17 protein-coding genes are annotated in these 25,819 nt (G+C 55.5%); 10 read left to right on the top strand and 7 right to left on the bottom strand.

The features are described 5' to 3' along the window. Positions 1-93 precede the first annotated feature (93 nt). Positions 94-1,326 carry a carboxypeptidase-like regulatory domain-containing protein gene (locus tag Q363_RS17000; protein WP_342667424.1) on the top strand — a complete coding sequence of 411 codons (1,233 nt, stop codon included), beginning with the start codon at positions 94-96 and terminating at the stop codon, positions 1,324-1,326. A 109-nt stretch (positions 1,327-1,435) separates the two neighbouring features. On the opposite strand, the gene Q363_RS16995 is transcribed toward Q363_RS17000, so the two are convergent. Next, positions 1,436-2,173 carry a response regulator transcription factor gene (locus Q363_RS16995; protein ID WP_245632275.1) on the bottom strand — a complete coding sequence of 246 codons (738 nt, stop codon included), beginning with the start codon at positions 2,171-2,173 and terminating at the stop codon, positions 1,436-1,438. Between the two features lie 524 nt (positions 2,174-2,697). Between Q363_RS16995 and Q363_RS16985 the strand changes: the two genes are divergently transcribed. Then, positions 2,698-3,735, top strand: a complete 1,038-nt coding sequence (locus Q363_RS16985) for a beta-propeller fold lactonase family protein (protein WP_051978893.1) — start codon at positions 2,698-2,700, stop codon at positions 3,733-3,735. 149 nt (positions 3,736-3,884) lie between these two features. Then, positions 3,885-4,508 (top strand): hypothetical protein, encoded by a 624-nt coding sequence (locus tag Q363_RS16980; RefSeq protein WP_157467036.1) that lies wholly within the window; start codon positions 3,885-3,887, stop codon positions 4,506-4,508. A gap of 35 nt (positions 4,509-4,543) precedes the next feature. On the opposite strand, the gene Q363_RS38310 is transcribed toward Q363_RS16980, so the two are convergent. Then, on the bottom strand, positions 4,544-4,948 hold the full coding sequence (locus Q363_RS38310; RefSeq protein ID WP_084080450.1) for a DUF1016 N-terminal domain-containing protein: 405 nt from the start codon (positions 4,946-4,948) through the stop codon (positions 4,544-4,546). Positions 4,949-5,109: 161 nt separating this feature from the next. Between Q363_RS38310 and Q363_RS16975 the strand changes: the two genes are divergently transcribed. Continuing rightward, positions 5,110-7,878: an MGH1-like glycoside hydrolase domain-containing protein gene (locus tag Q363_RS16975; RefSeq protein WP_035352391.1), complete on the top strand. Its 2,769-nt coding sequence runs from the start codon at positions 5,110-5,112 to the stop codon at positions 7,876-7,878. Between the two features lie 618 nt (positions 7,879-8,496). On the opposite strand, the gene Q363_RS16970 is transcribed toward Q363_RS16975, so the two are convergent. Beyond that, on the bottom strand, positions 8,497-11,376 hold the full coding sequence (locus Q363_RS16970) for a glycoside hydrolase family 38 N-terminal domain-containing protein (protein WP_169747020.1): 2,880 nt from the start codon (positions 11,374-11,376) through the stop codon (positions 8,497-8,499). 108 nt (positions 11,377-11,484) lie between these two features. Next, positions 11,485-14,787 (bottom strand): TonB-dependent receptor, encoded by a 3,303-nt coding sequence (locus Q363_RS16965; protein WP_169747019.1) that lies wholly within the window; start codon positions 14,785-14,787, stop codon positions 11,485-11,487. A 444-nt stretch (positions 14,788-15,231) separates the two neighbouring features. Here Q363_RS16965 and Q363_RS16960 point away from each other — a divergent pair, with 444 nt between their 5' ends. Further along, entirely contained in the window at positions 15,232-16,185 is a 954-nt protein-coding gene (locus Q363_RS16960) for an ROK family protein (protein WP_051978892.1), read from the top strand. Beyond that, the gene (locus tag Q363_RS16955; protein ID WP_035352386.1) at positions 16,178-17,917 is read left to right on the top strand and encodes a class I mannose-6-phosphate isomerase; all 1,740 of its coding nucleotides are present in this window, start codon (positions 16,178-16,180) and stop codon (positions 17,915-17,917) included. Before Q363_RS16960 ends, Q363_RS16955 begins: the two co-directional genes overlap by 8 nt. Positions 17,918-17,935: 18 nt before the next feature. On the opposite strand, the gene Q363_RS16950 is transcribed toward Q363_RS16955, so the two are convergent. Together Q363_RS16950 and Q363_RS16945 are read right to left on the bottom strand one after the other, a co-directional pair. Then, entirely contained in the window at positions 17,936-18,712 is a 777-nt protein-coding gene (locus Q363_RS16950; protein WP_035352384.1) for a glucose-6-phosphate isomerase family protein, read from the bottom strand. A gap of 16 nt (positions 18,713-18,728) precedes the next feature. Next, on the bottom strand, positions 18,729-19,280 hold the full coding sequence (locus tag Q363_RS16945; RefSeq protein WP_035352379.1) for a glucose-6-phosphate isomerase family protein: 552 nt from the start codon (positions 19,278-19,280) through the stop codon (positions 18,729-18,731). Positions 19,281-19,493: 213 nt separating this feature from the next. On the opposite strand from Q363_RS16945, the gene Q363_RS16940 reads away from it, so the two are divergent. The 4 genes from Q363_RS16940 to Q363_RS38300 all read left to right on the top strand — a co-directional run bounded on the left by Q363_RS16940 (position 19,494) and on the right by Q363_RS38300 (position 23,439). Next, a complete protein-coding gene (locus Q363_RS16940) occupies positions 19,494-20,870 on the top strand; it encodes a sugar porter family MFS transporter (protein ID WP_035352377.1) in 1,377 nt (458 codons plus the stop codon). Further along, a complete protein-coding gene (locus Q363_RS16935) occupies positions 20,870-21,715 on the top strand; it encodes a DeoR/GlpR family DNA-binding transcription regulator (RefSeq protein WP_051978891.1) in 846 nt (281 codons plus the stop codon). Before Q363_RS16940 ends, Q363_RS16935 begins: the two co-directional genes overlap by 1 nt. A 137-nt stretch (positions 21,716-21,852) precedes the next feature. Further along, on the top strand, positions 21,853-22,011 hold the full coding sequence (locus Q363_RS40650; protein ID WP_157467030.1) for a hypothetical protein: 159 nt from the start codon (positions 21,853-21,855) through the stop codon (positions 22,009-22,011). A gap of 1,002 nt (positions 22,012-23,013) precedes the next feature. Further along, positions 23,014-23,439 (top strand): single-stranded DNA-binding protein, encoded by a 426-nt coding sequence (locus Q363_RS38300; protein WP_084080445.1) that lies wholly within the window; start codon positions 23,014-23,016, stop codon positions 23,437-23,439. Between the two features lie 89 nt (positions 23,440-23,528). Here the strand turns inward: Q363_RS38300 and Q363_RS16915 are convergent, their stop codons facing one another. Then, positions 23,529-25,799 carry a DUF1998 domain-containing protein gene (locus Q363_RS16915; protein WP_035352369.1) on the bottom strand — a complete coding sequence of 757 codons (2,271 nt, stop codon included), beginning with the start codon at positions 25,797-25,799 and terminating at the stop codon, positions 23,529-23,531. Between the last annotated feature and the right edge of the window lie 20 nt (positions 25,800-25,819).

The following is a 25,819-nucleotide window of genomic DNA, read 5'->3' as shown; positions in this document are numbered from 1 at the left end:
ACAAGACAGGCTCCCAGCCATATCTATACAAATCCTTACAGACGCTTACGTTTCCTGACGGCACGCCCTGCCCCGGACACATACCGTTCGAATATGGATGTTCATCCTGCTGGAACTCTATGGCTTGCCGTGCAACTGTTGATACGTAGCATCTCCATGTTGGGCCTGACTGCGTCTCGCCTTGTGGCTTCCTCTCTGGTCTTGAGGCGAGCCCTGACAAAGACCACGTGGCTCCGGCCGCCTGCTGTTCTTACCTACGCTTCACTTTTGCTGCTGTGTGCGATCACTGCTACAGCAAATGCCCAGCAACAAACGGCCGAGTCAGGGATCAGCAGCAGTTCCCTCCCGGATGCACCTCAGCCCCAGTCAGACCAACAGAGTGCGGCTGAGCAAACAACCTCCGCGGAGGGGTCAGCGAGCGTCTCCGGCGTAGTGCTGGACGTAAGCGGAGCCGCCGTTCCCGGCGCACAGGTTAGCTTGACGCATAGGGACGGAACACAATTGCGCATGCTGAACTCCGGGGGCAACGGTGAATTTGCCTTTACCAAGCTTCCCGCTGGTTCCTATCTTGTCATCGTCAGCGCCAAGGGTTTTGCGCCCTTCACATCTGCAGAGTTCGTCGTCACGGCGCAACAGTCCTACGAGGTTCCTACGATCTCATTATCGGTTGCGATGACAGACACGGAGATAACGGTCCGTCCCACCGACGTGATTGCCGCTGAGCAGATAAAAGCGGAAGAGAAGCAGCGTTTTATCGGGGTCATCCCGAATTTTTATATAAGCTATGTCCACGACCCGGCTCCAATGACCACGAAACAAAAATTTTCGCTCGCTTCACACGACACTTTCGATCCTGTTTCCTTGATCGGCGTGGGCCTCGCTGCCGGCATCGAGCAGGCGAACAACACCTATGCCGGCTACGGCCAGGGTGCCGCGGGCTACGGCAAACGTTTTGCCGCAAAGTTTGGCGACGGACGCACCAGTGACTTCCTGAGCCATGCGGTCTTCCCCTCGCTCTTCCATCAGGACCCACGCTACTTCTACCAGGGCACTGGCTCCTTCAAGTCTCGCTTAGTTCATGCCGCAAGTTTTGCGATTATCACGCGCAGCGACAATGGAAAGCCAATGCCGAACTACTCCTACTTTTTGAGCGACATCGGCTCCGGAGCACTCTCCAATTTGTATTATCCCCACGCAGACCGGGGAATAGGGCTGGTCTTCACCAACGCCGCCATCGGTATCGCCGGAAAGGCAGGCGGAACCATTGTCAGGGAGTTTTTCTCGAAGCGCATAACTACGAATGTACCCGGCGACGGAAAACCGTGATTGTGGTGGATGGCTGTGAATAGTCTGTTCGGAGATATGGGCTGATCGCCAGGCGAACCGCCTTGATCGAATATGCATGCTCTCGAGTTAGGCGAGCGAACAAAGCCATTCAATCTTGCGCGGGCCACGCATAAAGATAGCCGATTCCACGCACGCTTCGAATTCTCTCGGCGCCATCGTTCTGCGGACCAAGTTTGCGGCGAAGGTTGCTGATGTGGAGGTCGATGCTTCGATCGAAAGGCGAGAACTTTCGGTCGAGAACCTTCTCGACAAGTGCCTCACGGGTCAGAACCTGTCCTGGAGCCTCGAAAAACGCCCGCAATAGATCGAACTCCGCAGAGGTCAACCTCAGCAGCTCACCCGCCTTCAACACTGTGCGCGCCGCCAAATCAAGTTCGATGTCCCCGGAATGGATTACAGGGGGACGGGATCCGGTATTCCTCTCCGATTGCCACCCCGATCTGCGGAGTATAGCCGAGATTCGGGCGATCAATTCGCGGGGACTGAACGGCTTCGGCAAGTAATCATCAGCGCCTAGCTCCAGGCCGAGGATGCGGTCGAATTCGTCCCCTTTTGCAGTCAGCATCAGGACAGGAGTGCGGACACCCTGTCGGATCTCCCTTAGAACGTCAAAACCCTTCTTGTCTGGCAACATGACATCCAGCACGATCAGTTCATGGTTGCCCTCGATTGCGGCTCTTATCCCTTCGCTGCCAGTATGAACCACGGAAAGACTGAAGCCCTCCGGCTCCAGGTATTGCGTCACCAGATGGCACAAGTCGCGGTCGTCATCAACCAGCAGAAGACGTGGGTTGGCTCGTTGTATCACGCCCTTTGAGTTGTGCAAGGTTTGTATCTCCGCGAGCCGACAGAACGGCTCTTTTTCATGATATCTCTGACGCTCTTTGCCACTGATCTGTCATCCGTATGATACGCAAGAATCCGCAATGTCGGCGAACTTACAAATCTTCACACTCCGCAAAGGTTTCCTGACAGCACCGTCCACGCGTTCCCGCAACAATGAAAACCAGGGAGGGAATATGAAGCGTAGTATCTTGCCCTACTTCAACCAATTTGCATGGACGTTGTCGTTCTTTGCGATTCGTATGGCCATCTTCCTTCTATAACCAATTGTCTCTCAGTAAGCAATCGATCTATTCCATATTGTTCGTCGGCGAACTGATGGCGATGGGCGTCGCACCTCAACGACCTTAGGAGGCTTGCCCCTATGACGATAATGAAAATCTTGTGCCCGCAGGGCAGACGCCTCTCATTGATCGCGGTCAGCTTGTTGTCGGTCTGGCCACCGCTGTCGGCGCGCAGTCTACTAGCGCTCGTCCACCATTGTGGAAAGGTAAAGGAAACCATGCCATGAAAAATACACTCAAGATAGTGGGGGCGGTTGTAATAGTACTAATCAGTTTCGTGGGGGTAGTGTTGGCCTATCTCGTTTATCCGGGCGCGCCAACTCGATCCAGGTTCATGGCTTTCGACGGCTTTGTCGAGCTCCCTCGGGGTGGACTGCTCAACGTTCTCGACTATTTAACACTAAACGGTAATACGTTGTTCGTTACAAGTGAGTCGTCGGGTTCCTTATTTAAGGTTGATTTAGATGCGAATCACCTATCCGTCAGCTCAGTATCGGAAATGCCTGGGGCCGGCGCTGCCCACGGCGTCGCTCTCCTGCCCGAAGCGAACGTAGCCTTCATCACACGAAGCGAAGGGAACACGGTCGATGTCTTCGATCCCAGATCTCTTCAGCGGTTCCAGAGCATTCCAGTGGCGGATGATGCGGATGCCATACTCTTTGTCCCGTTTGCGAAGCTGGTGTATGTGGCGAATGGGGACGCGAAGTTGGCGACTCTGATCGATCCTATAAAGCGGGTGATTGTCGGAGCTATACCTCTCCCGGGAAAGCCCGAGTTTCCCGCACTGGACCCGCAGACCGGACTGCTCTATCAAAATCTTGAAGACATCAACTCCGTAGCCGCAATCGATCTTGGCAAGCGATCGGTAGTGGGGCAATGGTCTCTCGCTCCTTGTCAAGGGCCGTCCGGGATGGCAATCGATTCCGAGCGGCGACGGCTTTTCGCGGTTTGCTCCGCGAATGCTAGTTTAGTGGTGTTTGACCTGGAGACGCATCGGGTCATCACTTCGCTCAAGATCGGTGGAGGCCCTGATTCAGTCGCGTTCGACCCAACTCTCCACAGGATCTACTCTGCCGGAAAAGCCGGGAAATTGACGGTCATCCAACAAGACGGCCCCAACGGATATCGGGTATTAGACGAGGTACGTACCCATTATGGAGCCCATACGCTCGCGGTAGACCCCGTTTCACACAAGATTTTCGTGGCTTACGCAAGCCTTCTTGCGCATCCCAGGATTGCTGTCTTCTCACCGAAGCTATGAAGACGTGTGAGACATACAACGCGGCCCTCCCCAGATTAGCGCGCGCGGGTGCTTGGCTGCGTCAACTTGCACTGCTGACCTTCGCCCTCTTAGGACCCTTTGCGATCCCCATGCAGGGATATCAGAGTCCCCAGGAGGAGCCCTTCAGTGTGAGCATTACAGACGCTGATGGCGTAGCCATGCCGGACGTCGACGTGACTCTCATGAGAGAGGGGAAACCACTCGCTCGTATGAAAACCGGAACCGATGGTCGAGCTTCGGTTCGAGTAGGCCGGGGTCTCCTGACCTTATCCATCCATCAGAACGGATACATACCGGTAGATCAGGTTGTTGACACCCGAACCATGTCAGAGTCAGGTTTCGAAATCAAAATTATGCGGGTTCTGCAGGCACATGAAACTGTAAATGTACAAGCGACCACTGAAGACATCACCGAACAGACTTCGTCTCCAGGTGTCACGCTGCACTTAAATCCCGGACAAGCTCTTCTTTATTTTCAAGGATTTCCGGTATTTAGCTGCAACGTTACTGCACTTAAATACCGGAATTTTGTACTTAAATCCCGGACGAACTTTGAGCTGAAGTTTGTCCGCGATTTCCGGGATTTAAGTACAAAACCTGGAAAACGCCCACCGAGCTCACAGCCAATTCGATCACTGCCCTACCCTATGCCACCCTATGCCATTCTTATGTTTCCACCGTCTCATTCACACCAGAATCAGCACCTTCTTCCTCATTTCGTCTGGTGCCCAGTCCGGGATTCAAGTGCATGATGCGTTTCCTAAATCCGGGATTTACCTGCAGTAATTCATCGTCCTTTAAACAAGTCCGGGTTTTTAGTGCAGCGCGACACGCGTTCTTCCGGGCGTTTGCTCTGCCCCAGGATGAGGAGGTGATGAGACCACGGCAATTGTGCCACCAGTGGCGACACGATTGAATCTTCCCGATAAGCCTCATAGAACTGTTTCATTCTAAATAAATTGCGGCGTGTGAAGCCGCGTAGACCAGGCTCCGTTCGTGCAATGAACTGAGCAAGCCGGTCAGCCATGTGGAACAACTCCTGTGGCACGCCGCCAGCTCCGGCATTGATCAGCGCACCGACGTCCGTGTTTCGTGCTGGCAATTTTGATAGTTTGCGTTCCGGCGTAAACAGGTCTAGAGTTGCCAAACATCGAACTGGGCTCACAATGCCCAGCGATGCCGTCGGTCTCATCGTCGTCCTGCCTGACAAAGAAGTTTAAGGTGGGTGGCCCCAGCTGGCATGGGGATGACGAAGATCGACTGCATGTAGAAATTCGAGAAGATCTTGGTAGCACAAATCCCGGGCCAGACGACATGTCTCTTGAGGCGAATGGCCAAACAGGGAGGAACAAAATGGCACAAGATGCGGAATCAACCAGACTGCAAGAGGCAGGCACACTCGCGGACGCCAGATCCCAAGCACAGATAGTCGCCGCAAAAAAGCCCTGGAGAAAGTGGGGGCCCTACCTGAGCGAGCGGCAGTGGGGTACGGTTCGCGAGGACTACAGCCAGGATGGAAATGCCTGGGACTACTTCACCCATGACCAGGCCCGCTCGCGCGCCTATCACTGGGGCGAGGATGGTCTTGCCGGGATCAGCGACTTCGGGCAGTTGCTGTGCTTCAGCCTGGCCCTCTGGAATGGCAAAGACCCCATTCTCAAAGAACGTGCGTTCGGTCTGACGAACAGCGAGGCCAACCACGGCGAAGATGTCAAAGAATACTACTTCTACCTCGACAGCACGCCCACGCACTCCTACATGAAGTATCTGTACAAGTATCCGCAGGCGGCTTTCCCCTACCTCAATCTGATCGAGACCAACAGGCGGCGCAATCGCGGCGACATGGAGTATGAACTGCTGGATACCGGGGTCTTCAACGAAGATCGCTACTTTGACGTTTTTGTCGAGTATGCCAAGGAGTCGCCTGAAGACATCCTGATCCAGATCAGCGTGGTGAATCGCGGTCCTGAGCCAGCTACGGTGCACCTCCTGCCGACACTATGGTTTCGAAACACCTGGACGTGGTGGCCCGATACACCCAAGCCGTCCCTGAAGCAAGTCTCCGGCCAGAAAGGCAACCATGTTGTTGCCGCGTCCCACGCGGATCTGGGTCAGCGGTATCTGTACTGCGAGGGCGATGCCGAACTGCTGTTCACAGAAAATGAGACGAACAACGAGCGGATCTTCGGCACGGCTAACCAGTCTCCGTATGTCAAAGACGGAATCAACAACTATGTAGTTGGGGGCAAGAAAGACGCAGTGAATCCCGAGAAAACGGGAACCAAATCTGCTGCACACTATCAGTTGAATGTGGGTGCCGGAAGGGCCGCCACCGTCCGTCTGCGCCTCACGGATGTGGCGCCTGCCGCCATCGGCGATCCGTTCAAAAGCTTTGCTGAAATCATGGAGACCCGCAAGCGCGAAGCAGATGAGTTCTACAAAGCGATAACCCCAGCCCGAGTCAGCGAAGATGAAGCCCTCGTCATGCGTCAGGCGCTCGCAGGAATGCTCTGGTCCAAGCAGTATTTCTTCTTCGACGTGGACTTATGGCTCACGGAACATGGTCAGGATCCGATGAAGCCGGGCGGACGCTTCATGCGAAACAGCGAATGGTTCCACATGGTGAACAACCACATTATCTCGATGCCCGACAAATGGGAGTACCCGTGGTACGCCGCCTGGGACCTGGCTTTCCACACCATCGCGCTCTCCACGGTCGATCCGGAATTCGCCAAACAACAGCTCGACCTGATGCTGCAGGAGTTTTTCATCCATCCGACCGGTCAGATGCCGGCCTACGAGTGGAACTTCAGCGACGTGAACCCTCCGGTGCATGCCTGGGCCACAATCTTCCTGTACCGGACGGAACAGGCGTTGAAGGGGAAGGGCGATCTTGAGTTCCTCAAGCGGTCGTTTGCCAAGCTGATGCTGAACTTCAGTTGGTGGATCAACCGCAAAGACCGGTTCGGCAAGAATCTCTTCGAGGGCGGATTCCTGGGGCTGGATAATATCGGCGTCTTCGACCGCAGCTCGCCGCTGCCGACCGGCGGCCACCTCGAGCAGGCAGACGGCACTGCCTGGGTAGCACTTTTCTGTCAGAACATGGCTGAGATCTCCGTGGAACTGGCGGCCAACGACCCGTTTTACGAAGACATGGCCATCAAGTTTGCTGATCATTTCCTTTGGATCGCCCGAGCCATGAATCAGGCAGGGCCGGAAGGCATGTGGGACGAGGAGGACGGTTTCTACTACGACGTCCTGCGCCTCCCCGACGGTAGCGCCAGGCGGCTCAAGGTGCGCTCCATGGTGGGCCTGCTGCCCCTGTGTGCAACCACCGTCATCGAGCCGTGGCAACGCGAACTGGTACCACGAGCGGGGGAGATATTGTTCGAACGCTTGCGACGTATGCCCGAACTGCTCGAAAGCGTTCATGCAACCGGGCCCGGTCATTTGGGGTATGGCGAGCGCGGCATATTTGGACTTGTGAATGAGAGCAGGTTGCGCCGGATTCTGACGCGGATGCTCGATGAGAACGAATTCCTCAGTCCGTACGGCATCCGGGCGCTGTCCAAATATCACGACGAGCATCCCTATGTCGTCAACGTCGAGGGTCAGGAATACCGGGTGAATTACCTTCCGGCTGAATCCGACACCGGCATGTTCGGCGGCAACTCCAACTGGCGCGGCCCAATCTGGATGCCGGTGAATGCGCTGCTCATTCGTGCGTTGCTTCAGTTCTATTTGTACTACGGCGACAACTTTAAGATCGAGTGTCCAACCGGCTCGGGCAAGCTGATGAACCTGTTCGAGGTAGCCCGGGAAATAGCCAATCGTTTGGAGCGGATCTTCCTGCGGGATAAATCCGGCCGAAGGCCAGTGTATGGAGGTACAGAAAAGTTCCAGACCGATCCCCAATGGAAGGATTACCTGCTGTTCTTCGAGTACTTCCACGGCGACAACGGCGCGGGCCTGGGAGCCAGCCACCAGACCGGATGGACCGGCGTGGTCGCGAAACTGATCGAGCTTTTCGGTCGCATCGAGGGACAGCAGCTTCTTGAAGCCGGTAAAGCAGGCGGCTTTGCAAAGGAGCGAACCGAAGAGGTCGAACACGCGGCTGTCTAGCGGCTAGCGACCGACAAAGTCGAAGCAGTCTGTTGTTATGTATCACTGGACCAGCCCTTCGAGCTGGCGGACCTCGTTTTGATCCAGGGAGCTGACACGCAGGTAGCCGACCTGTTGGCCGTAGGACCGCTTGCGCATTCGAGCGGGCCGAGGTGTCCGAATAGACTCTTTGACCTTCGTCATAACCTGTACGACAACTCAGAAAGAGACTCTATTGCGACATTATTTCGCCGGATGTCGGACGTAGGGTTGGGCTATACCCTAAAACAACGGAACGAGATTGGAAGGGATAAGCGTGTCTCAACACTTTCATGCCGACAGACGCCATTGAACGATTTAGGATGGTTCAACATGGCTCCGACCCAACAAAATCATTCTTTTCCATACATGGAAGTCAAGCAAGCAAAGAGAGTTTTTCTCCTGACAGCTGCCACACAATTAAAGGCAGAGACAGCTGCCACTCCGGCGTCGTAGTTGAAAGGGAACCACTCTCGAGTTGGACCTTTCTAGCAAACGGGATAACTTCCGAGTAGACCAATCCGGAAGAAACTAATTCTGCTTACCGTCTCGGCGTTGGTCAGGCGGGAGCGACTGGCCCGACCAACGTCTCCTCGAGGACTATCGTGAATGCAGTTCTTCAATGCGAATTGTAAGAAGATCCCAGCCGGCGATCTCGAACTCACTTCCGATTGGTTCCAGCTTCTCTTCCGCAAGATTACTCTGCCAGAATTTCGCTTCACCTGAACGTAACCACTTGAGCTGAGCTGTTCTTCTCTCGCCAGAAGCTCCAAAAAGTCTCACGATCCAAGCGGATCGATCTTCGCTTGGCTTGAAGGTCAACGCAAGTACGTCCGATGGCTCAATGCTTAGAAATGAGTCGATTGGTTTTGCTGATGGGCTAACTGCCCGAACTTTGAGCGGCTCCGATAAACCGATGGCAAGTCTAGTGGCTGCCGCGGCGTCATAGCGCGAATGCGGCCGCAGCGCGTAACGAAACGTAACCGGGCCTTCCTGATACGCGCGATAGTTCGTTCCCCAATGATTGTTCATCACCCATGAGAAGAACGTCTGGGTCGGCTCGATGCTCTTCCGCCATACGTTTGGGTTACGTTGCGACCCAAGCATCGTTGCGCTGATCTCCCCGACTTCAATCAGCGGAGCATCTTGGGTGACCCAAGTGACACCGACTTCATCGTTCGAGACGTCCACCCAGCGCCCGACCGGGAGCCAGTTCTTGCACGATCCGGGAAGTTGGTCGATCTCTGGCTGCATGTTGCCGAGCGCGATATCCACTCGCATTTTGCCATCTGATACTGCCAGAGGGTATGCGAACTGGATACTCTCTTTCGACCCACGTTGCGCGAACTCGTCGCCGGGTCCGCCTGAACCGGGATGCGGGTTCAACGCGGCGGAAAGTTTATCGACGGTGTTTGCTAGCTCGAGATAGTCGGCTCCGGCTACCAGCCGAATGCGCCGGCTGACGCTCTTGCAGGTCGGAGCGGAGGATTCGACAAGAACGGACACGACAAGTGGGCCATTCTCCTCGATTGTGATCTTCGCCGCGCCGCTAGATTGAACTTGATCGACATCCTGCCCCGCAAGGAAAAGGAGTTGGTTCGCCCGATACGGCCCATCTGTCTTTACCAGATTGTGGGCGACAGATGGGAGGCGCAGTTCGGTGATGTCACCGGTTGCGGGATCAATCTTGGCGTGGACAATGCCGTTATCAAGAACGTTGTTCTTGAAAGACGCTGGCTTAGAAGGATGATGAGCTGCTTGCTTCGAAAAGGAATATCGCGAAGCCGAGAAAGCAGACATCTGCGACACAAGTACCGCTAACTCTCCGGATGCAAGCCTCTGTGACGGCAGCGGCTTGCCATCGTGACCACTGACGTAATCTCCCGCTTGCGATAGCTGCTGAGGAACATAAACAACTTCGCTGCGAACCCACGAAGAGCTGTTGAATATCTCAACCTGCCCCCCACGAGAGGTCTCGCTTGTTAGACCGACAGACTTCTCAATCAACTTCTGGGAAAGGCGCTCGGCATCCACCGCGAAGGCGCGCTTTACGTCCCATTGTTTCTTGACGAAGGGATTCTCTGAATCAGAGACACTGTTCCATGCGCCCCAAGTGTGTTCGGAGTAGAGCAACACATCGCGCCATGCCTCGGCATACTCCGCAACTTCGTAATCAGCTTTGTTCGTCACGGCTCGCAAAGCTTCGGCTTGGTTGATCCGATCTGCCGCATTACGGCTCATCCGCGTCTCAAGTGCTGAGGAGCCTGCACCATCTTCCCAGTAAGGCGTCAGGTCTCCGCGATACTGCGGTAGCTGGTACCCGTAACGCTTCTCAAAGGCCGAGAATGCTGTACTAGTGGTGGCTATGGAGAAGCGAGGCCATTCGTACTTCTGATTCCAATCACGAATCCAATCACTCAACTCGGAGTCTGGCTCCGCGTTGTCGCCGTGACCCGACCAACGTATATAAGAGACGTCATATGGATACTGAATCTCGTCCATGCGGTCCTGGTATTTCGCGACGAGCTCAGAACCGAGCTTCATAACGTGAGAGAGGGCATACCCCGTCCAGGGGACCCAGAAGAGAATCTTCTCTTTGCCTGATGGCGAGACCCACCAGAAGGGCTTATCCTGCCAGGACACCATGAATGTGCCGATGCGATCGAAGTAGTTGGGCGCAGCCGAAAAATAACGGATTCCCGCTTGCGACATGGCCGTCACTGTACCCCAGGAAAAACCAGGGACATCGCTCATCATCGCCGAATCCACCTTCACTCCGCATGTCTTACCGAGTTGTCCGGAGTAGTGGAACAATTGCAAGAGTTCCTCAGGGCGACAGAGCCCCGTAAGCTCGTTTGCGTAGGAGCCGTTTATTCCGATCCATCCCTTTTGCACTGCATCGATGAGTTCTCGTCTATCACCCTCCGACCCGCGCTTCATGTAGAGGTCGGCACCCCAAAGAACCTCAAGGTTCCAGACGAACCTCGCTCCTTCGGGATAGTCTTTCGTCTTGCGTGCAAGCTCGATGCCGCGTGTGATGTTGCGGATCTGCTTCGCTTCGACATCGGCTTGCAGATCGGTATACCCGAGGTCATGATGCGAATGCGGCAGCACGTAGATCTGCATCTGCCGTACCGGTTTCAATTCGATTTCTTCTCGGACTTCTTTTCCGCCCAAATCGACGATGATTGTTGACCGTTGGTTGGATGTGACTGGCTTTACATATATCTCGAATGAACCTTCGCCTGCCGGAACATTGCGGCGATCGATTTCGGTTCCATCGAGTTTTGTCACAGCCATGACGGCATCGTCAGGCTTTTCAATGCTGATTTGGATCGGCTGAACCAGCTTCCCGTCTTTTCGCAGCAGACCGCGGATAGGAATGACGGCCGGATTCTTCGCGGTAGGCTGTTTTTCAGTCTGAGCCACAGACTCGTTGGGTAACAGCGCTCCACCGGCGGCCATAGTGAGACTTTTCAAAAGATCTCGACGTTTCATCTTTGCGCCCTCGGAGTCTCGCACTCACGAGCTGACTCCGGAATATACGAAGAAGGAGCATCGAAGCGATGCTCCCTCTTAGGTTTCTGCCTAAAATACTAGCTTCAATGCGAACTGTACTTGTCGACCGAACCCTGCCGCGCTCAGGATCTGGCCAAACTGACTGTCCTGAACGCCACTGTCCGGCGTGCTGTAGTTGGTGTGGTTGAACAGGTTGAACATCTCCGCCCTGAACTGAAGTTGTGTGCTTTCGAACAATGGGAAGTTCTTCGACACGTTGAAGTCGACGTTCTTGAAACTAGGACCAACCAGATCGTTCCTCTTTTCATTGCCATAGGTGAACAACGTCGGTACTGCAAAGGCTGCTTTGTTGATCCAGGTCGCTGGTGTCTGGTGGAACCCTGGGCCGCTATACGGGTCCGCTCCTGTCCGCTGAGCTCGCTGACTCGGACCACCCGTGTTGGCAATATCACCACCCGCCAGCGCAAAGAACGGGGCGCCGGAGTTGAGAGTGATGATGCCTCCCACATTCCAGTCGCCGGCCAATGTTTGCACCAGCTTGCCGGCGTTGTTCAGGAAAGCCTTGTTCCGTCCAAAAGGAAGCTGATACAAGCTGCTGAACACAAACATATGCGCACGGTTGTAATCGGATACTGCCCAATCCTCCTTCAGGTTGTAGAAGTTAGGCTGCTGGTTCACATATGGGTCAGATTGCCAATCCATGGACTTAGACCAGGTGTACGAGGCCAGGAACGACAGGCCATTCGATACCGTCTTTTGCAGTTGAGCCTGCAGTGCGTTGTAGCTTGCGGGAGCTGCGTTCCAGGCATAGGAGAAGGGACCGCCATACTCTGGGAAGGGCTGCCTGTCCGAGATGAGACCAGGTCCAGGATAGAGAGCCGTATTCACCGTCGGCACGATGTACTGATGCCGGCTTACAGATCCCACGTAATCCAGCTTCATCGTGAGGTTGGACATGAGTTGTTGCTGCACACCGAGGTTGTACTGCATGGAGTACGGGATCTTGTTGTTGGGGTTAGCTCCATAACTTGCGTACGGAGCCACGTTCTGAAGCAAGGACGAGGCGGTCGGGAGATTTCCGAAATACATCGTCGGTACGCCAAGATCGAGGCTGGTGAAATTCGCGGCAATGCCGCCGGGCCAAGTCAATCGAAGGTTCTGATTCTCCTGAACCAGGGTGTTGTTGTGATCGTCAAGCATCGCGAAGGCTGCATGCAGGACGGTCTTGTCTGTCGCGGAATAGACGACACCAAAGCGTGGCTCCCATCCGTTGTACTGCGGGTGGAAGTAGCCGCTCGGTCCAGTGGCGGTAGTGTAGTACGGCGGAACTGCACCTGACACAATGAACTGCCCAGTCAACACGTCGAGACCTGAGACGATCTTGTGGTAGTTCGGTGGAGTGACATAGTCCCAACGAATGCCGGCCGTCACAACAAGCTTCTTCGTAAGTTGCCATTGATCCTGCGCATAGACGCCATACCAGTTCACCGTCTGGTCTGCTCCGATGTTCCCAACCCATGGAGCATAGCTGTTCGGCGTGCCAAGGAGGAAGCTGGCAGGCCCATAGCCTGTCGGACCGGCTGTTGCCCCTTGCGCCGTGGCATTTTGCGCGAAGCTCATATTTGCGAGCCATCCATCGTCATAGCTCCGGAGGTGGTAGTAAAGACCGCCGAAGCCGAACGTGTGGTTCCCGACAACCTTGGAGAGGTCGGCGTGATAATCCATCGTCTCTTGCGGACCCAACGGGATGGCAAACTGAGCCACGCCACTAAAGCCATTTGAGATGTTGATTTGCGGTCCGAGCTGGATCCCAGCATGTGCAGGGGCAGCTTCAGTAAAGCCAATCGCGTCTGTGAAGGCCTGGCCCGCCGGCTCATCGTTGCTCGCGAAGTTAACGTAGGAGTATCCATATCGGATATTCAGGATCGTTTTCGGGTCGAAGATATGGGTATAGCCGAAAGCAGCCTGCTGGGTGTAGTTGCTCAGGGTGTGCACGTAAGTCGGCAGAGCCTGCGGGCTGATCACGTGTTGATTTGAACGATTGAAACGGAGAAAGACGGAGTCGTTCGCTGTGATCTGATGATCCAGTCGAACACCGAAGATATCGCTATCCGTATTTGTTGCACCGGAGAACTGATAATTGGGCAAGGTACCTTCGGGAACATTGAGGTTTGGAGCCGGGTAATATTTTTGCAGGATCAGCAGACTTGCAGAGTTCAGCCTGCCCTTAGGAATGACATTTCCCGGAAAAGGGTCGCGTAGGGACTGGCCCGGGTGTGCCGGATCCGGACGACTTGAAAAGGGATCATAGATCTGATTCGCATATTCCGGGCGACCCAGGCTGTCGGTCCCAACCTGCGCGCCGAGGACCGCAGAGAAATCCCCCTGCTTCATTGCGTTGGTGAGAGTGCTGGCCAGATACGATCTTGTCTGCGCCGACCGGAATCCCTCCCAATAAAACGAGAAGAAAGTCTTGTCTTTCCCGCTGTAGATATGCGGTACCGTTACAGGACCGCCAAGATAAACACCATACTGATTCTGCCGATAGGGCAGACGCTCGGTCTCCGGGAAGGTTCGGGCGTCAAGGATGTCATTCCGGAGAAATTCCCAAAGCGCTCCGTGGAACTTATTCGTACCGGAGCGGGTCACGAGGTTGATGTTTGCACCCGAAGAGACCGAAAACTGAGCGTCCGTGATATGCGACTGCACGTTGAACTCCTGGATCGCGTCTGGTGGAGGCGCAATCACCCAAGTGTTCGTGTAAGTGGCATTGTTGAATATGCCGTCCATCGTGAAGTTATTTTGCTCTCCGCGTTGTCCGTTCACTGATGGACTGATGCCGCCAGCCCCCAAAGACACTGTGAATGAACCCTGCTGCCCGTTCTGGACTGGTGCAGCGCCCGGAGTCAGAAGAGTCAGTTGGGTGAACGAGCGTCCGTTGAGCGGAAGATTGACCGTGTCTTCGTGGTTCACGACGTTGCTCAACGTCGCAGAGGTTGTGTTGAGCTGAGGAGGCGCGTCCGTGACGTTTACGGTTTGCGAGGTCTGTCCCACCGCGAGCTGGAAGTTCAGCGTGACGCTCTGGTTGACCTGAAGCTGGATATTCTCCCGGTTAATCGTCGCAAAGCCATCCATCTTCACAGTCAGTTTGTAGTTGCCCGGATTGAGCTGAGGGAGGATGTACTCGCCGCCCGCGTTGCTTTTGGTGGTCCGATGCATTCCCGTTCCGGTGTTGACGACGTCGACGTCAGCGCCGGGGATACTGGCTCCAGTCGAGTCAGAGACCACGCCCGTGATCAGCCCGTTCGTCGTTTGGCCGCGAAGCACCGCCGAACTGAGACATGCCAACAGGAGCAACAGAAGCTTACCCAACCAAACGCGATAAGGAGCCTGTGATGGGCATGAACGTTGACTGTGTGTGGTTGTTCGATCGCCAGGTCTTAAGTTCCTTCTGCCTAGACGAGTTCCCGTGACTCTACCTGCAATGCTGCACCCGTTGTTTCGAAAGTCCACTGTCGCCTCCAAGAGACATCGCATAACGCCCTGCTGAGAGCCTTCCGAAGCCGAGGAATAAGACCTGCGTTTTTCATAGACCGGGGAAGGCGAGCAGAAACTTGAACTGATTGGCCAACATAGACGAATTGTTCTTTTTTTGTCAATAGAAGCATTTCAATGTACGTTTGTGGACAAAACGCAAGCAACGTGTGATTGTTATATTGCATTGCACAGATTATTTGATTTTGCTCAAACACCGTTCCAGGGGTGCGAGATGCGGAAAGTTTTTGATTTCGAGGGACGACGGGTCAGGATGTCCATATGAGGGCACTTTCAATCGATCTCGGCGGCACACACGCAACCTGCGCTGTCGTCGAAGACAGGACCATTCACACATCGCAGGTCGTACCGACGGATGGCGATCGGAAGCTTCGGGAACTTCTGCCTGTGCTGGCAGAGACACTCCGGAAGCTTGCGGCAGATGCCGGGCTTGGGCTGGGCCAGATAGAAGGAATAGCCGTTGGGTTCTGCGGCCTTGTAGATCGCAAGAACGCCCGTGTGACGTCGACCAACTTGAAGTACACGGATGCAACCGAAGTCGATCTCAAGACCTGGGCGGCCGAAGAGTTCGGACTGCCGATCGCAGTCGAGAACGACGCACGTCTCGCTCTATTGGGCGAATGGTATGCAGGAAGCGGGACCAGCTCCAACGACATCGTCATGATGACGCTTGGCACCGGAATCGGTGGCGTCGCAATGATCGACGGGCGGCTTCTTGTCGGGAAGCATTTTCAGGCGGGATGCCTTGGCGGACATCTTGCGGCTCGCTTCGATGGCTCCCCATGCAACTGTGGCGGAATAGGTTGCGCTGAGTCGGAGGCCTCAGGATGGGCTTTGCCGAGGATATGCAGGGGCTGGCCCGGATTCGAATCGAGTTCTCTCGCAGGTATGGAGCTGAACTTTCAAAATCTGTTTCAAACAGCCGATGACGGTGACTTGGTTGCCTTAGCCGTCCGTGAGCACTGCATCCGGGTGTGGGCTCGCACAGCTGCGTCATTGATTCACGCTTACGATCCGGAGCTTCTCCTCATCGGCGGCGGCGTGATGCGGCGCGGCGATCTGATCGTGCCGTACATCCAGCAGTACGTGAAAGAACACACATGGACTCCCTGGGGAACAGTCCAGGTGCGTCCTGCCATGTTGGGCGATAGCGCACCGCTACTTGGAGCGGTTCCACTAATCGAACTTATAAAACGGAGCGAACTAGATGTATGATAAGCAGCCTTATGTTCCTGTTTCATCCGATGCAGGTGATTGTCATGTCGGGTGGGACGCTATCCGGGAGAACCTCCGCCGATTGACGAGCGGCAAGCGTTGCGTCGTTTGCGTCGAGTGCTATCCGGGCGTGTCCGTGCGGGAGATCAAACAGGAGCTCGAAGCAGCGCTCGATCCGCAGGTTGTCATCGATACCGAATCACTTCTTCTGTCACCGGATGAGATCAACCAGCGAGTCTCACCATTGCTGACGGATGACCCCGTCTTCGGAACGTTCAACTCGGTTGAGGTGCGCGACTTCTTCGATCCCCTCAAGGTGTCAGAAGCGCAGAAAAAACTCGAGTCGTCGACCGCAGGAATCGCGCTAGTTATCGGCACTGGTGCCGTTGAGATTGCGAACGAATACTACGTTCTTGTCTACGCTGACCTGGCCCGCTGGGAAATACAAAGACGACAGCGCGCAGGAGAGATCGGCAATCTCGGAGCGAATAACACCGACGAATCGCCGGCTCAGAAATATAAGCGGGCGTACTTCCTCGATTGGCGGGCGGCGGATCGAATCAAACAGAAGCTGCTTCCTACCATCGATTTTCTTCTCGACACGAACGACCAAGCTACGCCCAAGATGATTACGGGCGATCAGATGAGAGCTGGTCTTGACCAGGCAGCACGCCAACCGTTTCGCGTCGTGCCATTCTTCGATCCAGGTCCCTGGGGAGGTCACTGGATGGAACGTGAGTTCGATCTTCCCAAGGACGTTCCGAATTACGCCTGGTGCTTCGACTGTGTGCCGGAGGAAAACAGTCTCCTCCTCGGTTTCGGGACGGTTCGTGTCGAGATCCCGGCGATCAATCTCGTCTTCGCTCACCCCACGGAGCTCTTAGGGAGCTATATCTTCGGACGGTTTGGGGCTGAGTTCCCCATCCGCTTCGATTTCCTCGACACAATCGAGGGCGGCAATCTCTCTTTACAGGTCCATCCTCTCAATGATTACGTGCGCAAGCATTTCGGCCTGGCATATACCCAGGACGAGAGCTATTACATGCTCGATGCCGAGCCCAATGCGACCGTTTATCTCGGCCTGAAGGAAGATATCAATCCATCCGCGATGCTGCAGGATCTGCAGGCCGCACAAGAAGGTGGACCAGACTTCGACGCTGACCGCTACGTGAGCAAATGGCCTGCACGCAAACACGACCACTTCCTCATTCCGGCAGGGACGGTGCATTGTTCCGGAGCGGGCAGCATGGTGCTCGAGATCAGTGCGACTCCTTACATCTTCACGCTCAAGCTATGGGATTGGGGCCGTCTCGGGCTGGACGGACAACCGCGACCGATCAATATCGCCCGAGGAGAAGAGAACATCCAATGGGACCGCAAGGCGGCATGGATCAAGGAGAACCTGGTCAACAGGATTGAAGCCGTCGGTCAAGGAGAAGGCTGGCGCGAAGAACGTACCGGCCTTCATGAACTCGAATTCATTGAGACTCGCCGTCATTGGTTTACCGGCACCGTCCCGCACGATACCAACGCAACCGTGAACGTACTGAATCTGGTTGAGGGCGAGGAGGCGATTGTTGAGAGCCTTACAGGCTCATTCGCGCCGTTCGTCGTACATTATGCGGAGACCTTTATCGTTCCCGCGGCCGTGGGTGGCTACCAGATCCGGCCTCATGGACCATCGGTTGGCAAGCAGTGCGCCACACTCAAGGCATACGTGCGACCGGAATGAAGCGACCACCGAAGCGCTCTAGAGTTCGAATGAACGCCAGACCGTCGCGAACAAGGATGGTTCTGAAACCCACTGGAGACTTTCCGGAGCCTGAGCGAACTGATCATAGATCGATGTGTCGGATAGCCCAAGCTCCGGATAAGCTCTCGCCTTGTGCTCTTCCAGGCAAGAGCTTCGATACCGAGGATTGCTCTCCCAACGGATTCCACCGTTCTCATCGAGGATTGGGAACCAAGCCAAGCCTCCGCGCGCCCTCACCCCGTCGTACACGAAGCCGTAGTCGCGGTCACAGCATGCTGCGAAAATCATTCGTTCATGCGGGTTGGCGTTGATCACGCAATGAGCCCAACCCGGCGGGACAACGACTCGATCTCCAGGCAAGGCGGTGACTGCAAGGCATCTACCTGGGTCATCACTCGTCGATTCCTGAGCATAGATGATCGCGGTGCCGTCCCATATCTCGAACAACTCCGGCGCCGACCATCCGGAATGGACCGAAATCTTGTGAATGTGTCCCTGACTGCGTACCGGTTCGCGCCCGAGTCTGCCGGCAGGGTATGAGACAACGCCGAACAAGAGATTGCGGCGCTCCAATTCACCTTTGTGCTCTTGTCTGCCGACATCCATCACGATGCTGTAGACCGGGTCAGGTCCGCTGCACTGCGGATCAAGAAGACTGGCGCGAATAGCATCTAAACGCCGGTGCTCTGGAAGTGGCCCAAACACGTTCGCACCGTACTCAAACTTTTGCGTTGCTTCATTCCATCGCAGATCGAGATTTCGTGATGACGACATATCCGATCCAATGGGCTCAAGGCTGTGTGGAGGGTACCAAGCGAGGAGAGCCTTCACTGGCAATCACACGGTGACTGAATCCTTCTCGTTGAATGGTCCCGTAGTCGTGACCGGCATCGCTCGCCCAGCATGCCCAGAAGATCAAGGGATCTTGCCCGGTGTTCACCACTCGGTGTGCAGTGTGCCCGGGAATGTAATGTAAGGAGCCCGGCGTCATCTGCTCCGAGCGGCCACTCCGGGACTCGTCCATGAGGAGCAACATCCCCGTTCCTTGAACGGCGGTGTAGTACTCTCCGCGATCACGTTTCGCATGGAAATGTCCTCGCGTCATGAAGAACTCCTCCCCTACCCTTCCCGGCTCAATGACGGTCACTCCCCAAAACAGCCCGCCTTCGGTATCTTGCGCCGTGGGCTGTGTCCATTCCACGGAATAGACCAGGGTTTCCGGGTCCATAGAGGTCCACGCTGCGTGATCCTCGAAGACATCTTCAAGGTCACGGATTTTCTTGGAAAGCCGAAGCACTCCCTCTCCAGCGATTTTGCCGCCCAGCCAATCAAGTTCCATCATGCTGATCCACTTCCCGCGACTCTACATTAGCGGGTTTGGTGATCGAAACACAATCTATTTCGCTTCCTCACGCTTGCGTTATCGCCAATTTCGATCATTGAAACTTACGAAATGAGCCATAACGATTGACTTAGAGGTGCTAACCGACTATCACGTTATAGATGGAGAAGTATCTGACGCAGTCCAACTCACTCTTTTCGATGCGGGGCCAAAATGTCGGGAATCGAACCAACCACGCGGTCTGAGCGCTCGGCAACGAGCAACTCTGCTTATGTCTGGTTTGTGGCCTCGGTGGCTGCTGCCTCGGGATTCCTCTTCGGGTTCGATACGGCGGTCATCAATGGCGCACTCGTCTTTCTGAAAGTCCATTTCGGTCTCACAAGCTTTCAGACAGAGATCGCCGCGAGTTCCCTTCTCTTAGGATGTCTGGTCGGCGCTGGCGCAGCCGGCAAATGCAGCGACCTGTTCGGGCGTCGCAAGAGCCTGATGGGCGCCGCCCTGCTCTTTGCAGTATCCGCACTCGGGAGTGCTCTTGCTGTCAGCTTCGTCTTCTTTACATGCATGCGCGGTATCGGAGGCCTGGCAATCGGGCTTGCTTCAGCTCTCACCCCCGTCTACATCTCGGAGGTAGCACCACCGGAGAGTCGGGGGCGACTTGTCTCACTGAATCAACTCGCGATCGTGACGGGAATTCTGGTTGCGTACCTCAGCAACTGGCAACTCGCAGGGCTAGGTTCGACGAGCTGGCGATGGATGTTCGGGGTGGCTACCTTTCCTTCGGTCGGCTTTCTGGTCGGATTGTTCTACATACCGGAGAGCCCGCGCTGGCTGGTCGCTAACAACCAGAGGGAAGCAGGGTACGCGGTCCTGGAGAAGATCGCCGGACCACACGGCGTTCAGGCGGAAATGAATGCCATCGAGCTTGCGATCTCAGAAGAGGGCGGAGGGGCCGGAGAACTGTTTTCGGAACATATGCGGCCGCGACTCCTCATCGCCATTGCTCTTGCCGTGCTCGAACAGATCTGCGGGATCAACACGGTGCTCTACTACGGGTCCCTAATCTTCGCCCAACAGTTCCACGGTCAGTCCATGAAGCTCGCCATTGGCGTCAATGTGGTCGTCGGCCTGGTGAACCTGATCTTTACCATCGTGGCCATGTTCTTCATTGACCGCTGGGGCCGCAGATTGCTTTTCCTTGTTGCAACGGCTGGTATGGCTATCTCACTCACGGTTCTGGCCGCGTCGTTCAAGTTGGGGCCGGGCGGCCAATATCTGATCTTCGGCTGCATCTTGGCTTACATTGCCTTTTTCGCGGTCGGCCTGGGGCCGGGCGTGTGGGTTTATATCGCCGAGATCTTTCCCACCCGCGTGCGCGGTCAAGCTACCTCGATTGCCACTATGGCTTTGTGGTCTGCGTGTCTGGTCGTGACCCTTACCTTTCTGTCCATCGTTGACAGTATGGGCCTATCCGGAGCGTTTGCCCTATACGCGTTGCTATCCTTGATAACATTCGTTTTCATTTGGAAATGGATTCCCGAGACACGTGGGAAGTCACTCGAACAAATACAGCACTATTGGAGCCAGCGATAATGGCGAAGCGTAAGCAGCCAGAGAAACCGAAGAAAGAGACGCGAGAAGCGTCCGAGCCATCTGGACTGGGCAAGCAGCAGACACGATTGAATGCGATCCTCGAACACTTGCGCAAATCTGGCAATGTCACGGTCGAATCTCTCAGTGAGAAGTTCGGGACATCTTTGGTTACGATCCGCCGCGACCTGGATCAACTGCAAAATGATGGGGTCCTTCAGCGAACCCATGGCGGCGCCGCACTGCTCGAACCTCTCTTCTACGAGCCATTCAAGAATGATCGGACTTTTCAGGCCCATCTCGAGAGCTTTTCCGATGAGAAGCGAAGGATCGGCCAGGCAGCGGCCGCGCTCGTTGAGAAAGGCGACACAATCGCGTTGACTCCGGGCACCACCACCCTTGAGGTCATCCGCGGACTTCCTTTGAACCAAAACATCACGGTTGTCACAAATACCGTCAACGTGGCCATGGAGCTATCGAAGCGGAAAGACCTCGACATCTTTGTTACGGGCGGCCATCTTCGAGGCGATTGGTTTTCCCTTGTCGGTCCTACCGCGGTGGACAGTCTGAAGCAGATGTTGATCCATACCCTGTTCATCGGTTCGGATGGCATTGACGGACAATGGGGAGTCAGCTGTCTCAGCTCGGAAGAGGCCCAACTCAACGCGGCGATGGTTAAGGCTTCCCGCCGTCGAATTGCGGTGGTTGATTCCACAAAATTCGGGAAGGTAGCGGGCTGGCGCATCTGCGATATCGGAGAGCTGAACATTCTGATCACGGATACCGGGGCCACTGACGGGATGATCGCGCCATTCGTCGAGCGTGGAGTAGACGTCAGGCGGGTATGAAGAGGTGCTCCTCGACAGCTGGCGATTGATGATGGCTAGTGCTCTCTCAGACGCCGTTCGATCTCCGGCTCCGAGAGAGACGATAGGTCCATATCTTCAACTCGGATGGTTCGGTCACCGATCGTCGGATTGTGAGTGTGCAAGAAATCCCGCAGCAGTTCAGCTTCATTGCTGTTCCCTTTGCCGTGGCCGAAAAGAATGATCTCGTCAGCAAACGTGAGAAAGTCGCCGATCCGGTGGAAGTAGGACTTGTCTTCAGGTACTTTTTGGCATTGCCAGGGGACGCGTGTTGGTAATTGCACCGACCGTCACCATCAAGGATGGCCTCTATGAGGCGATGGACATCACCAACCATGTGAAATGCTTTTGGCGTAAGGCTGGAGTATTGGGTGATGTGCAGATGGCTGCTGGTCCTCTGGCATGTACGCTCGACAGCGGCTTATTCTGCCCCTGTTGGGGATGAATCCCGAGCGTCGGCAGAGTACGCCATTCCACCAGTGCTTCAAAACTGGCAGCAAAATCCGTCCGATCCCACTCTGAAAATTAGAAGCTTCCGAAATTATCCGCAATTCTAAAATTGTCGAAAATATCCACAATAATTGTCATTTCACGCCTGGGTGCAGATTCGTGCCGGTCCTCAACGACCAAGATGGTCGGCATGCCGCGAGACAATTAACCCCAGGTTCGGATGTAGGCAGCTCTCTTGGATGGGCTGGGATCGCGGGAGAGGAGAGCGTGCGTCCGAAGGGCGGGGGTGTGTCCGGCACGCTGAACGCAGATAGTGTTCTGAGCGGTTTTGGCTTCTGCGTTCTGCCCGAGGCGGCCGATTGAGGATGACTTTGTTGAACATGGTGATTGGCTCCGTTTCTTTTGGTTTGTCCGCTGTCTGCGGTACATGCTTGCCCGGAGGGTGTGCCGTCGCGACCCACTCCCAAGGCGACTGGAAAGAATCTGCGGAAGGGGACCCAGACTTGCTATGGGGACAGGAGTCCGCACCTCGCAGAGGCGCGCAGCGGATTCTGGGAAGGTAGTCGTCTTCAAGGGCACGCTCAATCCGGTCCTCGGTCATGCCATTGCCATATGCGGCGACACAGAAGGCGATGTCTGCGGCGGCGGGTCGGTCCTGGTACTTGATCGAAGTGACAAGGGAATGGCAGCACCGAAGCTTACCGCTCGGCCCATCTCCTCGCCTTCTCCATAGAAAGGCAAACCGGAAGGGAGCCGCTCTGTTCAATGTCCTCCTCATGGCGCGAGTAGCAAAACCAAGCTCAGAAACTTGAAGTGTCAATCACAAAGCAATAGGGAAGAAACGTTCGGAATCGCTCCAGGGATACAACCGCGAGTACGTCGTCCTCAACATCGCAAACCAGGAGAGCTGGAAGAACGACAAAGGCGAGTACGAAACTCGCACCGAATGGCATCGCGTCTATGCCTGGAGGAATCTCTCGAAGTTCGCCAAGACTATCCAGAAGGGACAGCTGATCACCCTGGAAGGCATTCTCCGGTATCGCGAGGTAGAGGATGAAGTCAAAGGGAACACCTTCAAGCACCGGATCGCCGAGGTCCACGCCATCACCATGAAGCGGCTCTCTAAGATCGAGGCCGCTGATGATCCAGCTGACGGAGCCGACGACGAGTCGTCGCCGGCTTTCAGGTGGATGAGACAGAGAAAGTCTCATCCACCATTTGTTGTCAAGATAGAGGCTGGCTGTGATATCGAGTAGACTCAGATCGTCTCGGTTGTCAGCGTTGTGGGTTCCCCATTGACATCTACCTGACCGTCGAAAACGCCGATCAAATAAGAGCCAACCCTCTAGGCTTCAGTCAAGAACTCGAGAGTAAGACTGCGATCAAGCTTACTCCGCTCAAATTCCGCCTGGCTCTGAGCATCCAGCAGGCACATCAAACAGGCTTCCCGGCACTTTCGATCATGGTCCTCATTTCCGCGAATAAGATCCATTGCTCCCGTAAACCAAGCATTCTGATCCTCCAGTAAGGAAGCGATGTGGCCGGACCCACCGGCAGCGGTGTCGAAAAGATGAACTCCCCAAGGATCACCGGCCATTCTGGCAGCAACAACGGAGATCTCCCGCGTGTCCACTTCGAGAATTGCAGCGCCGGCGAGACGCATGGCATGACCGAACGTTCGCGCGATCCGCTCGGAATCACTGGGCTGCTGGTAACGCGAGAACAGAGTGTTGACTTCAATCTGAAGGACGTCGGTGTTGGTTTCTGCACCCAAGGACCGGTTCCGGAGCACTGGAGCCGTGGTCTGGGCATTCCAGCACCGATGATTTGCCCTATGGGACCAGAGCGGAGAATGCGACTCAAATCCTGGTGGCAGGTTCTGCCTGCCCTCGCCTATGGCCCTCTCGCCGTCCGTGTATCCGCAGTTTGTGCATATGGCGAAGCCAAAACCATGAGGCCCGGGATTCGCTCCGAAAAGGGTTCCGCCCTCGCAGAAAGTGGCCTTGAGTCGCGCATGCCCTCCGAAAGCCTCGAAAAGCTGTAGGCCGCTCCGATTCAGGAAATCGACCGTCGATACGAGCTCGGTTGTTCCAATCCGCTCCGGATCTCCTGACCAGCTTGGCGGGTCCCACGCTGCACACGAATACCCAAAGCGGGGTACGATCACCGGGCGGCCACGGTTCGAACGCAGCTGCGCGGCGCACGTCCTGCATTGGGTAGCATTCGCCTGCATGTCGTAGAACACATGACCCCGCGTACATTCGAAACGATATCGCGTTAAGCCAAAGCCTCCCCCGTCAGGATCGAAGGAGCGGATTACGCCGTGCGACGAGTAGATTCTGCCGCCGGCGAGCAGGCGGGACCCTGGAACATACTCATTGAGAGCGAGCATTCCGTCGCGCTCAAGCTTGACGGTGCTGTTTCCGTCCCTGAAGCTGTTGTGTGGTAGCCGCAGTGCCTGCAAACCGATCGGGAATCCGTATCGCGGCAGGAAGCGGGCTGACGCCAGCGCTTCAATCACTGTCGTTTTTGAAAGCTCCTGAGCCTGAAATGCGATTGCGTTTAGTACGGCACGATTGTTTTGTTGCGTTCTCGCGTTCTGCCAGGCGGTAAGTAGCCGGTTATAGGTGGTTGTCCATTCGTTGATGCATTGGATGAAGAACTTTTTCGCTCGCTCGATCAATTCAACCGGAGGCTTACCAACCAGTGGGGTGCCCTCAAGCAAGAGATGGTATTTCTCTCTAATCTCCGACGGGTCTGCAGTTAGCCGATCCATGTAGTGAATGAACTGTTGGTCGAGCCCCATGTTCGGATTAGCGTCCCACCAGAGCGGCCGCGAGGTCTCGAATTGATAAGGTTCGGCCGGAATCCGCAGCGAAGGATTCGCACCTGCGCCTACCGTGAGAGTTGCCATGTGGCAAAACCAACCCATCCGCCCGAATGCATCCATAGCCCCGGTAATGCGAGTAGGGAAGATCTGACGGAAAAATTCACCTAGAAGAAACGCGTTCAGGTGCAGGAACCCGAATCTCTCCCGTTCGAGGAAGATTGACGGTTTCCGCAGTTCCTTCGAAAACAAAGCGCCGAAATCGCGGAAAATGGCTTGCTCGTACCCGAGCGACCGGGCGAAGAGCGCGACGAGCGTCGAGCCATCATTCCTGCGGCCAGCGCGGCCAGCGCGCTGTTGGTAGTTGGCGCGGCCAGGCGGCGCGTTGGCCATCAGCGCTCCTGACAAACCTCCGATATCAATACCGATCTCAAGTGTTGTGGTCGCACTCAGGATGTTCCTTCCGCCGGCCTTGAATAACTCCTGCAATCTGGCGCTCTCGTGGGAAGCCAGCTGAGCCGAATGCTCCTCTGCCCACAACGCTGTATCGCTGCCCGGAAAGTTCACGAAATTTACGCGCTCTCTGCTCAGGGCAGGATCGGAATCGAGATCGTCGTGGCTTACCTGCACGAGAGGTACCTCGCCAGTGCTCTCGCCCGGTGCACAGCCCAGCACAGAGCGCGGCCACACAGCACCCGTAATGACCGAGCGAAACAAGTGCGGAGGACGCCGCAAGCGCAATTTCTGGAAATTGATGCGGATAACATCGACCTGTCCCGCTGCAATCATCCGTGTCCGGGTTTGTAAGA

It is taken from the genome of Edaphobacter aggregans DSM 19364, assembly GCF_000745965.1.
Lineage (GTDB): Bacteria > Acidobacteriota > Terriglobia > Terriglobales > Acidobacteriaceae > Edaphobacter > Edaphobacter aggregans.
The sequence above is the reverse complement of the archived record's forward strand: the minus strand, read 5'-3'. Positions and strand labels throughout refer to the sequence as shown.